Genomic DNA, 15,745 nt, shown 5'->3' on the forward strand with positions numbered 1-15,745 from the left:
GCGGCCCCGGTCCCGTACCCAGGACCCCGCACAGGAGAGAACATTCACAGGTTCCCCACGGATGGATGTACAACCATGCCTCGGGTGAACTACGCGTCACTGTGGCAACACAGCGGGACACCTTGCCTACGCAACGTCTACTTCCTTGTGCTCAGGGCGAGTTGCAGCGCCCGGACTTACGAAGAGTCATTGCGGAATGTCGGATTCAGCAAGATTCGGCGAAGAAGCCCGACTTGCCCGGTGAGTACCGGTTGCGTACCCGGTCCGTTGTTCGCAGCGCGTAGCCGTGGGCTGGTCAGTGCGCTTACGCTGCTCATCTGACCGCGAGATCTTACGAACGCACTCCAGGGGCGGGGCGATGGAGCAGACACACACCAGCCACAACGGACTCGCGGCCACGCCCGGTGCACAGCGCCGGGTACTGGTCGTCGAGGACGACTCAACGATCGTGGACAACATCGCGGCCCGGCTTCGGGCCGAGGGTTTCCAGGTGCAGACGGCCGGTGACGGCCCTGCGGCCGTCGACACGGCCGAGGCCTGGCAGCCGGACCTCATGGTCCTCGACATCATGCTCCCGGGCTTCGACGGCCTCGAAGTCTGCCGCCGGGTGCAGGCACAGCGGCCGGTCCCGGTCCTGATGCTCACCGCACGTGACGACGAGACCGACATGCTGGTCGGGCTCGGGGTCGGCGCGGACGACTACATGACCAAGCCGTTCTCCATGCGTGAGCTGGCGGCCCGGGTGCACGTGCTGCTGCGCCGGGTCGAGCGGGCCACCATCGCCGCCGCCACTCCGCGCAGCGGCATCCTGAGGCTCGGCGAGCTGGAGATCGACCACGCGCAGCGCCGGGTGCGGGTGCACGGCGAGGACGTACACCTCACTCCCACCGAGTTCGACCTGCTCGTCTGTCTGGCGAACACGCCGCGGGCGGTGCTCTCCCGGGAGCAGCTGCTGGCGGAGGTCTGGGACTGGGCGGACGCCTCGGGCACCCGGACCGTCGACAGCCACATCAAGGCACTGCGCCGGAAGATCGGTGCGGAGCGGATCCGTACCGTGCACGGTGTGGGTTACGCGCTGGAGACCCCGGCGCCGTGAGCAGTGCGGCCGGTACGAAGCGGGCCGCTGTGCGGCGCTCGGCGGCGGGGCGGCGGGAGTCGTCGCGCCCGGCCCGTCGGTGCCCGGACTGCGGGCAGCGGGTAAGCCGGCCGTTGGGTGAGCGGATCCGCACGCACCCGCTGCTGAGCCGGGGAATCCTCGGCAAGGGGCTCTTCGCGCTGCGTCCCCTCATCGCGCTGCGGCCCTTCACCATCCGGGCCAAGCTGGTCGCGCTCGTGGTGGTGTCCGTGGCGCTGACCACGGGGCTGGTGATGGTGGCGCTGGCCACCAAGACCGAGCTGCGCTTCATCACGGTCTTCTCGATCATCGCGTCGATGCTGATCACCCAGTTCGTGGCGCACAACCTCACCAAACCACTGGACGAGATGCGTGACGTCGCGGCCGGGATGGCGCAGGGCGACTACACCGGGCGGGTCGGCGGCGAGGGCCGCAGGGACGAGCTCGGGGGGCTGGCCACCACGCTCAACCGCATGGCGGAGGAGCTCCAGGCCGTCGACCAGAACCGCAAGGAACTGGTCGCCAACGTCTCGCACGAACTGCGTACGCCGATCGCGGCGCTGCGTGCCGTACTGGAGAACGTGGTGGACGGCGTCGTCGCCGCCGACCCGGAGACCATGCGGACCGCACTCAAGCAGACCGAGCGGCTCGGCGGTCTGGTGGAGACCCTGTTGGATCTGGCCAGACTGGACAACGGCGTCGTCCCGCTGCGGGCGCACCGTTTCGAGGTGTGGCCGTATCTGTCGGGCGTGCTGAAGGAGGCCAATCTGGCCGCCGCGCAGCGCGGGCTGGTCTCCGGGTCCGGACACCACACGCGCAAGGACGTACATCTGCACCTGGATGTCTCCCCGCCCGAGCTGACCGCGCACGCGGACCAGGCACGGCTGCACCAGGTGGTCGCCAACCTGATCGACAACGCGGTGAAGCACAGTCCTCCGCACGGGCGGGTGACGGTGCGGGCCCGGCGCGGTGAGCTGCCGGAAGGCCTGGAGCTTGAAGTCCTGGACGAGGGGCCCGGCATACCCAAGTCGGAGTGGCACCGGGTTTTTGAACGCTTCAATCAGGGGAAGGCGCCCGCCAAGCCCTCGTCGGGAAGTGACGGCGGTACGGGCCTGGGCCTGGCCATCGCGCGCTGGGCGGTCGATCTCCACGGTGGCCACATCGGTGTGGCCGAATCAGAACGTGGTTGCCGAATCCAGGTCAGCCTTCCGGGGAACGTCCGCCCGCGCGGTTGACGTAGGGTTCGAACCAGAAACGGACGTTCTGCGTCCGTCCTGCCAGGATGCGGGAGCAAAGGTCGCATCCTCGGCCGGATGCACCCGGCTCGGCACCCCGTTCACACCCGGCTGACGCCCGGTCACAACGGAACCACGCTTGTTTCCCGCCAAAACGCGCGCCGAAACCAGCTCTCCGATGTGACTTACGCGACGGATGGCCCGCCCGGTCTGCATCTCGCGGCCGGGGAGGCGTAGCCTTTATTTCCGCTGTCCACCACCTTGCGAAGCGGAAGAGGGCGGTTAACGCCGTGTCGTCTCAGTCCCCCAGTAGCTCAAGCCTCTCGTCCACCGATCCGGACGGGCAGGGGAAGAACCCTGCCGCGGCCTTCGGTCCCAATGAGTGGCTCGTCGACGAGATCTACCAGCAGTACCTCCAGGACCCCAGTTCCGTCGACCGCGCCTGGTGGGACTTCTTCGCCGACTACAAGCCGGGAGCCACCGGCGGTACGGCCGAGAAGCCCGCACCCGCCGCACAGGCCCCGGCGGCGCAGGCAGCCCCCGCGCAGGCCGCCCCCGCGGCTCCGGCCGCACCGGCTCAGGCAGCTCCGGCCGCCCCCGCGGCCCCGGCCGCTCCGGCCCCGGCGCAGCCCGCCGCGCAGGCTCCGGCCGCTCCGGCCGCTCCGGCCGCCAAGCCCGCAGCCGCCGCACCCGCGCCGAAGGCCGCCGCCCCGGCTGCCAAGCCGGCCGCCGCGAAGCAGCCCGAGCCCGCGACCGAGGCCCCCGCAGGCCCCGAGTTCGTGACGCTCCGCGGCCCCTCCGCCGCCGTCGCGAAGAACATGAACGCCTCCCTCGAAGTGCCCACGGCCACCTCCGTGCGCGCCGTCCCGGTGAAGCTGCTCTTCGACAACCGCATCGTCATCAACAACCACCTGAAGCGCGCCCGGGGCGGGAAGATCTCCTTCACCCACCTCATCGGCTTCGCCATGGTGCAGGCCATCAAGGCCATGCCGTCGATGAACTACTCCTTCGCGGTGAAGGACGGCAAGCCGACCCTGGTCAAGCCGGAGCACATCAACTTCGGTCTCGCGATCGACCTGGTGAAGCCCAACGGCGACCGCCAGCTCGTGGTGGCCGGCATCAAGAAGGCCGAGACGCTCGACTTCTTCGAGTTCTGGCAGGCGTACGAGGACATCGTCCGCCGGGCCCGCGACGGCAAGCTCGGCATGGACGACTTCACCGGCGTCACGGTCTCGCTGACCAACCCCGGTGGCCTCGGCACCGTCCACTCGGTCCCGCGTCTGATGCCCGGCCAGGCCGTCATCATGGGCGTCGGCTCCATGGACTACCCCGCCGAGTTCCAGGGCACCTCGCAGGACACCCTCAACAAGCTCGGTATCTCGAAGGTGATGACCCTCACCTCGACGTACGACCACCGGGTCATCCAGGGCGCCGCGTCCGGCGAGTTCCTCCGTAACGTCGCGAACCTGCTGCTCGGTGAGAGCGACTTCTACGACGAGATCTTCAAGGCGCTGCGCATCCCCTACGAGCCGGTCCGCTGGCTCAAGGACATCGACGCCTCGCACGACGACGACGTCACCAAGGCCGCCCGCGTCTTCGAGCTGATCCACTCCTACCGGGTGCGCGGCCACGTCATGGCCGACACCGACCCGCTGGAGTACAAGCAGCGCAAGCACCCCGACCTCGACATCAACGAGCACGGGCTGACGCTGTGGGACCTGGAGCGCGAGTTCGCCGTCGGCGGTTTCGCGGGCAAGACCCTGATGAAGCTGCGCGATGTGCTCGGCGTGCTGCGCGACTCGTACTGCCGCACCACCGGCGTCGAGTTCATGCACATCCAGGACCCCAAGCAGCGCAGGTGGCTCCAGGACCGCATCGAGCGCCAGCACTCCAAGCCGGAGCGCGAGGAGCAGCTGCGCATCCTGCGCCGGCTGAACTCGGCCGAGGCGTTCGAGACGTTCCTGCAGACCAAGTACGTCGGCCAGAAGCGCTTCTCGCTGGAGGGCGGCGAGTCGGTCATCCCGCTGCTCGACGCCGTCATCGACAGCGCCGCCGAGTCGCGTCTGGACGAGGTCGTCATCGGCATGGCCCACCGCGGCCGCCTGAACGTCCTCGCCAACATCGTGGGCAAGTCGTACGCCCAGATCTTCCGCGAGTTCGAGGGCAACCTCGACCCGAAGTCGATGCACGGCTCCGGCGACGTCAAGTACCACCTGGGCGCCGAGGGCACCTTCACCGGTCTCGACGGCGAGCAGATCAAGGTCTCGCTGGCCGCGAACCCCTCGCACCTCGAAGCGGTCGACCCGGTCCTCGAAGGCATCGCCCGCGCCCGCCAGGACATCATCAACAAGGGCGGCACGGACTTCACCGTCCTGCCGGTCGCCCTGCACGGTGACGCGGCCTTCGCCGGCCAGGGTGTCGTCGCCGAGACGTTCAACATGTCCCAGCTGCGCGGCTACCGCACCGGCGGCACCGTCCACGTGGTCATCAACAACCAGGTCGGCTTCACCGCCGCCCCGGAGGCCTCGCGTTCCTCGATGTACGCCACCGACGTGGCCCGCATGATCGAGGCGCCGATCTTCCACGTGAACGGCGACGACCCGGAGGCCGTGGTCCGCGTCGCGCGGCTCGCCTTCGAGTTCCGCCAGACGTTCAACAAGGACGTCGTGATCGACCTCATCTGCTACCGCCGCCGCGGTCACAACGAGGGCGACAACCCGCAGTTCACCAACCCGCAGATGGTGACCCTGATCGACAAGAAGCGCTCGGTGCGCAAGCTCTACACCGAGTCCCTGATCGGTCGCGGCGACATCACCCTGGAAGAGGCGGAGCAGGCGCTCCAGGACTTCCAGGGCCAGCTGGAGAAGGTGTTCGCGGAGGTCCGCGAGGCCACCTCGGCCCCCGCCGCCGCCCCGTACAGCGACCCCCAGGCCGAGTTCCCGGTGGCAGTGACCACCGCGATCTCGCAGGAGGCCGTGAAGCGGATCGCCGAGTCGCAGGTCAACATCCCGGACCACATCCACGTCCACCCCCGTCTGATGCCGCAGATGCAGCGCCGTGCGGCCTCCGTCTCCGACGGCACCATCGACTGGGGCATGGGCGAGACGCTCGCCATCGGCTCCCTGCTGATGGAGGGCACCCCGGTCCGCCTGGCGGGCCAGGACTCGCGCCGCGGCACCTTCGGTCAGCGTCACGCGGTCCTCGTCGACCAGGAGACGGGCGAGGACTACACCCCGCTCCAGTACCTCTCGGACGACCAGGCCCGCTACAACGTCTACGACTCGCTGCTCTCCGAGTACGCGGCGATGGGCTTCGAGTACGGCTACTCGCTGGCCCGCCCGGAGTCGCTGGTCATCTGGGAAGCCCAGTTCGGTGACTTCGTCAACGGCGCGCAGACCGTCATGGACGAGTTCATCTCCTCCGCCGAGCAGAAGTGGGGTCAGACGTCCGGCGTCACCCTGCTCCTCCCGCACGGTTACGAGGGCCAGGGCCCGGACCACTCGTCCGCCCGCCCGGAGCGCTTCCTCCAGATGTGCGCCCAGAACAACATGACGGTCGCCATGCCGACCCTCCCGTCGAACTACTTCCACCTGCTGCGCTGGCAGGTCCACAACCCGCACCACAAGCCGCTCATCGTCTTCACCCCGAAGTCGATGCTGCGTCTGAAGGCGGCGGCGTCCAAGGCGGAGGAGTTCACCACCGGCGGCTTCCGACCGGTCATCGGCGACGCCAAGGTGGACGCTGCGGCCGTCCGCAAGGTCGTCTTCTGCGCCGGCAAGGTCTACTACGACCTGGAGGCCGAGCGCGAGAAGCGCGGCGCCACGGACACCGCGATCATCCGCCTGGAACGCCTGTACCCCCTCCCGGGTGCCGAGCTCCAGGCCGAGATCGCCAAGTACCCCAACGCCGAGAAGTACCTGTGGGCCCAGGAGGAGCCGGCGAACCAGGGCGCCTGGCCCTTCATCGCCCTCAACCTGATCGACCACCTCGACCTGGCCGTCGGCGCGGACATCCCGCACGGCGAGCGGCTGCGGCGCATCTCGCGTCCGCACTCGTCCTCCCCGGCGGTGGGTTCGGCCAAGCGCCACCAGGCCGAGCAGCAGGCACTGTGCAACGAGGTCTTCGACGCCTGAGTCGTGCGTCGCAGGCCGCGTGCGCCGAGGTGTGCGCGTACGTAGCTGAAGGGCCCGGCCCCGCGAGGTGGAACCTCGCGGGGCCGGGCCCTTCCGGTACGGCGTCAGAACCCGAGCACCACCACGACGACCAGCGCGAGGAGCAGCGAGTCGATCCGGTCGAGCAGGCCGCCCGCGCCGGCCAGCCAGTTGCCGGAGTCCTTCACCTCGGCGCCTCGCTTGACCATGGACTCCACCAGGTCACCGGCCGGGCCGCCGACCGCCACCGCGAGGGCCGTCGGCCAGGTCAGGGCGGACAGGGCGGCGAGGACGGCGACGCCCGCCGCGGCTCCCGCCAGGGTTCCGCTCCAGCGTTTGGCCGGGGACAGCGGCGACAGCCGTGGTCCGCCCAGGTGCCGGCCCGCGAAGAAGGCGGCGATGTCCGCCACGGAGACCGCCACGAACAGGGCGAGGGCGGTTGCCCCGAGGGGGATCAGTACGGCCAGCGAGCTCAGCCAGAGCAGGCCGAGCAGACCGGTCGCGAGCCGGCGCAGGCCGTCCTTGGTGTCGGCGGCCAGGAGCGGGACGGCCGCCACGGCGAGCGCTCCGACAATGCCGGCCCGGAGCTCCTGACCGGGCGCCAGCCAGGCGGTCAGTACGGTGCCCGCCACGGCCGCGGCCAGCACCGCGGTGTCCGTACGCGGCAGCTTCGTCAGGGCGCCGAACTCGATGGCGGCGACCACACCCACCACGAGGGCCAGCAAGGCGATTCCCGGCGGGCCCCACCAGAACGCCGCGGTGACCAGCGGCACGGCGACCGCCCAGACGCACCACCGGAGGAGCAGTTCGCGGCGCCGGGACGCGGCAACGGCCACTCCCCCGACGGCCAGCGCCCCACCGAGAACGGGGGCGAGGGCAGCGACGGTGGTGGTCATCGGGCGGATTCGAGGGACGGGCTCGGGGACAGGTGCGCGGCGTCCGACGGGTGCGCGGCGTCGAGCGGTGAGGCCGGGTGCAGCGCCCGCAGTGCCGCTGCGAAGGCGGTGACGATCCGTTGCTGTTCCGGTTCGTCCCGGACGGCGATGCGTACGGTGCGCCCTTCGTACTGGGGCGAGAGCGGCGAGAGGTCGCGCAGATACACGTCGTGGCGCCGGCATTCCCGTACCAGCCGGGCGGCGCTCGGTCCGTCGTGCGGCAGCGTCACATTGAGGAAGTTGGCCACTCCTTCCTCGACCACGAGGCCCTCGTTCGCCCCGGTCAGGGCGGCGGCCAGCCGGCGGCGGAGGTCGTGGGTCCGTGACCACTGTTCGCGGTAGTGGTCCGGGTCGCGGAGGGCGGCGACGGCGGCCAGTTGGGCGGGGAGGCTGACGTTCCACGGGGGTGTCCAGTGGCGCAGGCGCTGCGCGAGGGCGGGTTCGGCGACCAGGTAGGCGGCGCGCATCCCGGAGAGCGCGTACATCTTGGACAGTGAGGTGCAGACCAGGACCCGCGGGTTCACGGCGGCCAGTGGGGCGAGCGACTCGTTCTGCTCGACATAGCCGAGGTAGGCCTCGTCGATCCACCAGCGGGTCCGGGCGGGGGCCGCGGCGATGAGCGTGCGCAGGGCGGCGGCGGGGAGGTGGCGCCCGGTGGGGTTGTTCGGGTTGACCACCACCACCAGGTCGTAGTGCCCCGGTGCGACGGCCTCGGCGAGCCGTTCCTGGTCGATGCGCCAGCCGTCCTTGGCGTACAGCCGGAACCGGTCGACCGTGCAGCCGATCACCTTCTCGGTGAGGTGGGCGTACTCGCCGTACCCCGGGTCCATCAGCAGCACCCTGCTTTCCGGGGTGAGGAGCTGACCGAAGGCCCGGAAGATCAGGTCCGAGGAGCCGGCGCCGGTGACGACCGCGTCCTCGGGCAGGGCCCGCGCCGCCGCGATCTCCGCCCGCAGCCCCTGGGCGTCGGCGGGCGGGGAGGTGCGGGCGGCCCAGTCCGGGTCTTGCGTCAGTGCCGCACGGACACCGGGGGCCGGTGGGAACCAGGCGTCCAGGACGTCGGCCGAGACGACTTCGTGGCGGCGGTGCAGGGTGCGGAAGTCCGGGCCGATGGCGGAGAAGGAGGCGCCGCCGTGCTCGCAGCCGTCGGCCCGGGGGGCGAACTCCATGTCCAGTTGCCAGTCCACGGCGGCGCCCATCCGCCGCACGGCTGTGGGGTACCGGCCCGTCGCGACCCGGGTGAGGTCGGCGACCTCACCCGCCAGCACCTCGAAGGTGAGCGCCCCGCTGCGGACGGTGCGGCCCAGGGGGCGCAGCCCGACGGCCCGGTACATGCCGAGCAGTTCGGTGCGGCCCATCGCCACCACGTGGCGGCCGCCCCGGGAGGCCACCCAGCGCAGCGCCGCGTACATCAGCAGCGGAGCGGCCGAGGTGGTCCGCCAGCGTGGCTCAACGGTGAGGATGCGCACCTCGAACACCCCGCCCTCGGACAGCAGCGGCAGTTCGTCGCGGGTGAGGTACTTGTCCAGTCCGTACCGCCCCGCCCAGGGCGGTGTCAGGCTGACGAAGCCGATGCGCACCGGGCCCCGGGCCGCGACCAGGTAGACGTTCTCGCCGTCCAGGGCGTCGTGCAGGCGCTGGGTGGGGTGGGGCGCGTGCTGCCCGAGTTCGGTCGCGTACACCCGGTGTCTCAACTCGTGGATCCAGTCCAGGTCTTCGGGAGTGGCGGCACGCAGTTGCAGGGCCCGGCTCATGAATGGGTGCTTCTTTCTGGCTGGGATTCTCGTCCTGTGCACATCTTTGGGGCACGCCTGGCGCGGCACATGAGTGTGCGTACTCAGATCACCTGCGGCTCGAAGTCCCAGTAGGGGCGGCGGCCCGCCAGCATGTGCTGGACCTGTTGGTGTTCCTCGGAGAAGCCGGCCGTGAGGTGGGTGACCGCGTCCGCGAGGATGTGGTCCGCCTCGGCGGTGCGGCCCAGGGAGCGGAGGTCCTGGGAGAGGCCGGAGGCCATGTTGAGGGTGAGGACGTGGTGCGGGCCGACGGCCGCGCGGGCCCGCTGGAGGGCGTCGCGGCCGAGGGTGGCCGCGCCTTCGGTGTCGCCCACTGCCGCCCGTGCGGACGCGGTGTTCATGGCGATGCCGACGGACCAGACGTGGTCGGCGCCGAGGGCGGTCTCCATGGTGGTGCGGGCCCGTTCGGAGCGGGTGAGGGCGGCGGCGTGCTCCTGCTGGTCGCGTTGGACCAGGGCGCAGTTGTCCTCGGCGCCGGCCGTGTAGGGGTGTGCGGGGCCCAGTTGGGCGGCGTACCGCTGGAGGGTGTCCTCGGCGATCGCCCGGGCGCCGGGGAGGTCGCCGGTGTCGCGCAGCAGCATCGCGTAGTCGGCGCTGACCAGCAGCGCTTCGGGGTGGGCGGGGCCGCGGCGGTGGATGATGCGGTCGCGGACCTTGCGCATCAGGGCGCAGGCGTAGTTGAGGTTGCCGTCGCGGCGCATGCACAGGGCGAGGTTGTGTTCGGCGATGAGGGTTTCGCCGTGGTTCTTGTCGAGGACCTGGGCGTGCAGGCGGCAGTGCGAGCGCGTCGTTGTGGACCACCCGGGCGCAGCCGAACACCCGTGCCAGCAACCGCTCCTGGAACGGGGTCGGTTCGAGCTGGAAGGCATACCGTATCTGCATGACACCGGAGCCTGGACACCCGCACCCCACTCGAAGGTATATCCCTGACCGATCACCCGATCCGGTGAACTCACGTAACCTTGCGCACCCTTCCACCTCGCACCACCGGTGCGGCTCCGCCGGATGCCGAAACGGATGCCGCGACGCTTCGCATCGCTGCCCTGGCCCCGCACGTATCCGGTGCGCTCCGCGCCCCGGTCATCTGATTCGCTTCACCACCGGCGTGAAGGACTCGGCTGAGGAAGGCGTGATTCGGGCTGGCAGGCCGCGAGCGTGAGGGCTTCGAGGCGGGAGGTGCGGGTGCCGCCGAGCGGGGTGCCGGTCAGCCACCGGTCGATGCGGATGAGGTTGAGTGCGGTGGTGGCGAAGACGCGACCGAGGCGGGTGGCGGGCAAGTAGCGGTAGCGGGTACGGCACAGGCCGGTGACACGGAAGGTCGGGGAAATCGTGCCTCCGGCCCCGGCGAGCTCGGCCGGCCACTGTCCGGCCTCAGGCATCGCGGACTCCGCCGCCCATGATGACCCCCCGTGTTCGCCCCAACTGCCGTGCGCGCTCGTTCTCTTGGGTTGCGACGAGGTTACCGGCCGTCACGGTTGCCGGGCAGCCCGTGGAAGTCACCGGGTCAGGGCCGGATCCGGAACCTTCCGCTCGGCAATCCCGCGCGAAACACGACACCCAGGTCCGCTTTATCCTTTCCCCATGTACTTCACCGACCGTGGCATCGAAGAGCTGGAGAAGCGGCGCGGCACCGAGGAGGTCACCTTCGAGTGGCTTGCCGAGCAGCTGCGTACGTTCGTGGACCTGAACCCGGACTTCGAGGTCCCCATCGAGCGGCTGGCGACGTGGCTGGCGCGGCTGGACGACGAGGACGAGGACGAGTAGGGAGCCGGAGGACGACGACGGCGAGCAGCGGGGCCCCTGCGACAGGGAGACCCCGGGGCAGCCGTGCGGGAGGTCCTACCCCCGCGCCCTGATCCTGTCGTACGTCAGTCCCGCCGCCCCCTGCGCCATCAGCAGCCCGCCCGCGACCGCCCAGCCCGCGCCGCCGCGCCGCATCCCCCAGAGCAACAGCGGTGCGCCGCAGGCCAGTTGGGCCGCTCCGACCAGGCGTGCGCGAGGTCCCCGCACCCACTCGCCCAGCGGGCTGTGATCGACCCGGTCGAGCTCCGCGCGCAGGGCGTCCCGCCAGCCGGCCCACTCCACGCTCTCCGCCCCCGGGCCCACCCTGGCCGCCTCCCGCAGCCGGTCGGCGCTCTCGCCGGGGGTCAGGCCCGGCGGCAGGGCGAGGCCGGCCCGGTGCAGTACGGCGACCAGGCCGAGCAGCCTGGCCCTGGCGTCGGCGTCGCTGTCGGGCCTGGCCAGTGCCTCCAGGGATTCCATGTCGTGCACGGGGTCCAGGCCGAGCCGCACCGCGAAGCTGCGCATCGCCTCGTCCTCGCCGAGGGGCGTGCCGTCCGACAGCCACTCGTACCCCACGCTCCGCCGGAATCCGGCGGCCAGTGAGTAGCCGGCCCGGTCCGGGTCCCACCACAGGGCGAGCACCGGCCAGTTGGTGCTGACGGCGAGCGCGGTGGCCCAGCCCGCGAGGACCCGGTCGACCGGTTCGGGCGCGCTGTCGGTCGCCAGCCACGGCTTGCCCTCCGGGACCAGCACGCTCCAGCCGTGCCCCGCCGGGGCGAGCAGCATCCGCTCGCGCAGCAGATGGGCCGCTGGGCGTACGTCGGCGACGGGAGCCCGGCAGAGGAGCAGGGCCCCGGTGGCCCCGACGGCGGGTACGGAGGGAGAGACCGGCTGTGACATAACGACCACGCTAGGCCAAATCCCCCACCCCCACCTCTCGCGCTCCTCCGTTCCTTACCTTGACTTCACCTAACCGCGATATATCGTGTTGAGCAGAAGACGCGATATGTTGCGTCCACGGGGAAGACTGACTGGGGAAGGAATCACCATGTCCGAGTGGTCCGTCACCGAACCGCAGAAACTCAACTTCGACGCGCCCGTGACCTCGCTGAGCGTGCGCGTCGTCAATGGCACCGTCAATGTCGTCGGCACGGACGGACCGCTGGACGGGCCGTCCGCCCGCCTCGAAGTGACCGAGCTGGACGGACCGCCGCTGGTCGTCACGCACGAGGACGGCAAGCTCACGGTCACCTACGAGGACCTGCCCTGGAAGGGCTTCCTCAAGCAGTTCGACAAGCTCTTCGACCAGCGCAGCTGGCAGCGCAGGGCCACCGTCACGGTGGCCGTCCCGGCCGGCGCGCGGGTCGATGTGGGAGTGGTCGGCGCGAGCGCGGTGGTCTCCGGCGTCCGTGCGGCGACCAAGGTGCGGAGCGTCACCGGCGAGGTCGCCCTGACCGGACTGACCGGCGCGGTGAGCGCGGACACGGCCTCCGGCAACGTCGAGGCCCAGTCCCTCACCGGCGATCTGCGCTTCAAGTCGGTGACGGGAGATCTGACGGTGGTCGACTGCGCCGGTTCGTCCGTGCGGGCGGAGTCGGTCGGCGGCGCGATGGTCATCGACGTGGACACCAAGAACGGCCCCACCGACATCGCCCTGACCACCGTCTCCGGCGAGATCGCGATCCGGCTGCCGCACCCGGCGGACGCCAAGGTCGAGGCGAACACCACCAGCGGCACGGTCTCCAACGCCTTCGAGGACCTCCGGGTGTCCGGCGGAGGCGGCTCCTCCTCGCACGGCGGTCCGAGCGCCTGGGGCTGGGCCCAGAAGAAGATCACCGGCACGCTCGGCACGGGTGCGGGCAAGCTGCGCGCGACGACGGTCTCCGGATCCATCGCCCTGCTGCGCCGCCCGCCCCACGACGACGTACCGGCGGACGCGCCGGCCGCTCCCCCGTCCGACACGCCTCCCTCGGGCGCCCCCTCGGACACCCCGCCCTCCGACGACGCTCCTTCGACCGGAAAGGTCCTCTGACATGGCTCCCGTCTTCGCCCACGGCCGTCTCCGCCTCTACCTGCTCAAGCTGCTGGACGAGGCGCCGAGGCACGGCTACGAAGTGATCCGGCTCCTGGAGGAGCGTTTCCAGGGCCTGTACGCCCCGTCGGCCGGCACGGTCTACCCGCGCCTGGCCAAGCTGGAGGCCGAGGGCCTGGTCACCCACACCACCGAGGGCGGCCGCAAGGTCTACTCGATCACCGAGGCGGGCCGCGAGGAACTGGCAGGCCGCGGCGGCGAGCTGGCCGACCTGGAACTGGAGATCCGCGAGTCGGTGTCCGAGCTGGCCGCCGAGATCCGTGCCGATGTACGGGGTGCCGCCGGCGACCTGCGCCGTGAGATGCGCGAGCAGGCGGCGGCTTCGGGCGGGGCGGCCGGTGCGGGCGCCAAGGAGTCGGGTGGCGGCCCGGGTGACTGGGGCGGCCCCTGGGGCGACAAGGAGGCGTGGCGGCTGGCCAAGGAGGAGATGCGCAAGGCCCGCCAGGAGTGGAAGGAGCAGGCCCGCCGCGCGAAGGACGAGTCCCGCCGGGCCCGCGAGGACGCCCAGCAGGCCCGCCGTCAGGCCAAGGAGGCCTCGGAGCGCGCCCGCGAGCACATGCAGCAGGCGGCCCGCAAGGTCGAGGAGCAGGTACGCGCGCATGTCGCCAAGGGCGACTGGCCGTCCGCGGTGCGCGACGTGCTGGGCGAGATCGGCCGCGACCTGGGCAAGGACTTCGGCAAGGACTTCGGCCGCTGGGGCAGCAAGCCGTCGGAGGCCCCTTCGGAGGCGCCGGACATCACGGTGGAGCGCGCGGACCTGACCAAGCCGTCGGGCCCCTCCGGTACCCCGCAGGACTCCGTCCCCGCCGACGCCCTCCCGGACTGGGCCCACGAGGACGCGAAGCCCGGCTCGGACCCGGCCCGCGAACTGGACCGCCTCCTGGACCGCTTCCGCGACGACATCCGCGACGCGGCCCGCGACCACGGCGTCACGGACGCCCAACTGGCCGAATCCCGTGCCCGGTTGGCGACCGCGGCGGCCCACGTCGGCCGACTGCTGCGAGGTCCGCAGGACTGACCGGCGCGAGAACGCGAGGAGTGGGGGGAGGGTGCGGCACGAGTGGGCCGCACCCTCCCCGTTCAGGCCCCTTCGATGAGGATCAGGCTGTTGCCGTCCGGGTCGCGCACCGCGAACATCGGCGGCACCCCCGGCCCCATCCGCAGGACCTCCTCGTCCGTGTCGACGCCGCGTGCGCGCAGCTGCGTGTGCGCGGCCCCGGCGTCCGCGGTGGTCAGCCGCACACCGGCCGGAACCCCCGTGGGGACGAGAGCGATGGTCGTGGCCGCCCCCGGTGGTGCCACCTCGATCCAGCGCCCCGGCCCGAAGGGGGCGTCCCGCCGTACCTCGAAGCCGAGCTCGCCGACGTAGAACTCCAGGGCCTTCTGCTGGTCGGAGACGGCGATCCCGACCGTGGCAACCTGGGTGACGCGGGTGCTTTCACTCATTGCGATCCTCCGGCGCTTCCCGATGTGGTGGTGTCATCAGGTAGGACCGGGCCCGGGGGAAGAACTCATCGGTGGGCGCCGTGCGAAGTGCCCATCAGGGGCACCGGCCCGCGAGGACGCAGAACTCGTTCCCCTCCGGGTCGGTGAGAGTGACCCAGCTCGCCGTCCCGCCCTGGCCCACGTCGGCGGGCCGGGCGCCCAGCGCGAGCAGTCGGGCGACCTCATCGGCCTGCTCCCTGTCGGTGGGGCTGACGTCGATGTGCAGCCGGTTCTTGACGGTCTTGCCCTCGGGTACGCGCGCGAAGGTGAGCGTCGGCGGCACCGGACCGGGGCGGTCCTTGCCCTCGGGCACCGCAGGGGAGCCGATGGTGACCACCCCGTCCTCGTCCTTGTCCTGCACCTCGTAGTCCAGGACCGCGCACCAGAAGCGGGCGAGGCCGTCGGGGTCGGCGCAGTCGATGGCGAGCTCGGTGAACTTGCTGGTCATCTCAAAAGCTCCTTGTCACGCGTCAGGGCGCGCCTTGACGCACGGTCGCTCGGTGGCGTGCGGCTATGTGCACTGCCAGAGGAAGCGCCCCTCCTTGCCGTCCGGCGACAGGAAGGCGTAGCCGATGCCGGCGTCCCCGAAGTTGACGTGGAAGGGCAGGGCGGTCGAGTCCAGCTGTACCAGCAACTCCCAGCCCTCGCCCGGCACTTCCTCGCCCTGGAGCCAGAACGGCTCCACCCCGGGCCCGCCCAGGAACTGCCAGCACTCCGCCTCCGGGTCGGCCTCCCCGATCACCGGAAGGTGGTCCTGGGCGACGGTCGGGCCGGACCGTTCCTCCCGTACGTCTGCCAGGAAGTCCGGGATCCGGCCGCCCGGCTGAATGATCAGTGCGTTCTCGCCGCCCTCGGGCTCGAAGGTGCCGTCGCCGTCCCCGGCGGTCATGAAGAGATAGCCGAGCCCGCCGCCGCGCAGCGCGAACTGCCCGAGGAACTCCATCGGTGCGCCGCTCCCGCGCGACAGGGGCCACTGCGCCACCTCCAGCCAGGCCGGCCGGCCACCCATCTTGGTGACCGGACCGTCCACCGGGGATCCGGCAGGCGCGAACTCGACGGGTGCGGGTACGGACGACATGGCGGACCTCCGGAACGGACGGCGTACGGCAGGCGGCGAACGTTGCCGAAGACCCTAGCCCCCGGGTCCGACAACGCCCG

At 71.1% G+C, this 15,745-nt stretch carries 14 protein-coding genes and 1 pseudogene; 6 read left to right on the forward strand and 9 right to left on the reverse strand.

The genetic code is table 11. The features are described from left to right. The first annotated feature begins 358 nt into the window (after window positions 1-358). The 3 genes from ACIA73_RS05355 to ACIA73_RS05365 all read left to right on the forward strand — a co-directional run bounded on the left by ACIA73_RS05355 (window position 359) and on the right by ACIA73_RS05365 (window position 6,482). Window positions 359-1,096 (forward strand): response regulator transcription factor, encoded by a 738-nt coding sequence (locus tag ACIA73_RS05355; RefSeq protein ID WP_362418308.1) that lies wholly within the window; start codon window positions 359-361, stop codon window positions 1,094-1,096. A gap of 197 nt (window positions 1,097-1,293) precedes the next feature. Beyond that, entirely contained in the window at window positions 1,294-2,349 is a 1,056-nt protein-coding gene (locus ACIA73_RS05360) for an ATP-binding protein (RefSeq protein WP_399437455.1), read from the forward strand. 290 nt (window positions 2,350-2,639) lie between these two features. Continuing rightward, window positions 2,640-6,482 (forward strand): multifunctional oxoglutarate decarboxylase/oxoglutarate dehydrogenase thiamine pyrophosphate-binding subunit/dihydrolipoyllysine-residue succinyltransferase subunit, encoded by a 3,843-nt coding sequence (locus tag ACIA73_RS05365; protein WP_399436953.1) that lies wholly within the window; start codon window positions 2,640-2,642, stop codon window positions 6,480-6,482. A 104-nt stretch (window positions 6,483-6,586) separates the two neighbouring features. Here ACIA73_RS05365 and ACIA73_RS05370 read toward each other — a convergent pair whose 3' ends face one another. The 5 genes and pseudogenes from ACIA73_RS05370 to ACIA73_RS05390 form a co-directional block, all read right to left on the reverse strand. Further along, window positions 6,587-7,396 (reverse strand): phosphatidate cytidylyltransferase, encoded by an 810-nt coding sequence (locus tag ACIA73_RS05370; protein WP_399436954.1) that lies wholly within the window; start codon window positions 7,394-7,396, stop codon window positions 6,587-6,589. After that, window positions 7,393-9,189, reverse strand: coding sequence for an aminotransferase class I/II-fold pyridoxal phosphate-dependent enzyme (locus tag ACIA73_RS05375; protein ID WP_399437456.1), 1,797 nt, complete (start codon window positions 9,187-9,189; stop codon window positions 7,393-7,395). The genes ACIA73_RS05370 and ACIA73_RS05375 overlap by 4 nt, the downstream gene beginning before the upstream one ends. 83 nt (window positions 9,190-9,272) lie before the next feature. After that, complete coding sequence (locus ACIA73_RS05380) at window positions 9,273-9,998, reverse strand: tetratricopeptide repeat protein (protein WP_399437457.1); 726 nt, start codon at window positions 9,996-9,998, stop codon at window positions 9,273-9,275. Window positions 9,999-10,053: 55 nt separating this feature from the next. Beyond that, window positions 10,054-10,110: pseudogene (locus ACIA73_RS05385) on the reverse strand (hypothetical protein); the annotation flags it as partial. Between the two features lie 212 nt (window positions 10,111-10,322). Continuing rightward, window positions 10,323-10,607, reverse strand: coding sequence for a hypothetical protein (locus ACIA73_RS05390; RefSeq protein ID WP_399436955.1), 285 nt, complete (start codon window positions 10,605-10,607; stop codon window positions 10,323-10,325). 202 nt (window positions 10,608-10,809) lie between these two features. Between ACIA73_RS05390 and ACIA73_RS05395 the strand changes: the two genes are divergently transcribed. Further along, window positions 10,810-10,992: a DUF6104 family protein gene (locus ACIA73_RS05395; protein WP_399436956.1), complete on the forward strand. Its 183-nt coding sequence runs from the start codon at window positions 10,810-10,812 to the stop codon at window positions 10,990-10,992. 75 nt (window positions 10,993-11,067) lie between these two features. On the opposite strand, the gene ACIA73_RS05400 is transcribed toward ACIA73_RS05395, so the two are convergent. Then, a complete protein-coding gene (locus tag ACIA73_RS05400; protein ID WP_399436957.1) occupies window positions 11,068-11,910 on the reverse strand; it encodes a hypothetical protein in 843 nt (280 codons plus the stop codon). Window positions 11,911-12,058: 148 nt separating this feature from the next. Between ACIA73_RS05400 and ACIA73_RS05405 the strand changes: the two genes are divergently transcribed. Then, entirely contained in the window at window positions 12,059-13,042 is a 984-nt protein-coding gene (locus ACIA73_RS05405) for a DUF4097 family beta strand repeat-containing protein (RefSeq protein WP_399436958.1), read from the forward strand. Between the two features lies 1 nt (window position 13,043). Next, window positions 13,044-14,120 carry a helix-turn-helix transcriptional regulator gene (locus ACIA73_RS05410; protein ID WP_399436959.1) on the forward strand — a complete coding sequence of 359 codons (1,077 nt, stop codon included), beginning with the start codon at window positions 13,044-13,046 and terminating at the stop codon, window positions 14,118-14,120. Between the two features lie 62 nt (window positions 14,121-14,182). Here ACIA73_RS05410 and ACIA73_RS05415 read toward each other — a convergent pair whose 3' ends face one another. From ACIA73_RS05415 to ACIA73_RS05425, 3 genes are all read right to left on the reverse strand, one after another. Next, a complete protein-coding gene (locus ACIA73_RS05415) occupies window positions 14,183-14,548 on the reverse strand; it encodes a VOC family protein (RefSeq protein WP_399436960.1) in 366 nt (121 codons plus the stop codon). Window positions 14,549-14,642: 94 nt separating this feature from the next. Then, a complete protein-coding gene (locus ACIA73_RS05420) occupies window positions 14,643-15,035 on the reverse strand; it encodes a VOC family protein (RefSeq protein ID WP_399436961.1) in 393 nt (130 codons plus the stop codon). 63 nt (window positions 15,036-15,098) lie between these two features. After that, window positions 15,099-15,665 (reverse strand): hypothetical protein, encoded by a 567-nt coding sequence (locus tag ACIA73_RS05425; protein ID WP_399436962.1) that lies wholly within the window; start codon window positions 15,663-15,665, stop codon window positions 15,099-15,101. Window positions 15,666-15,745: the final 80 nt, after the last annotated feature.

The sequence above is a fragment of the Streptomyces sp. NPDC051561 genome (assembly GCF_044454195.1).
Classification (GTDB): Bacteria; Actinomycetota; Actinomycetes; order Streptomycetales; family Streptomycetaceae; genus Streptomyces.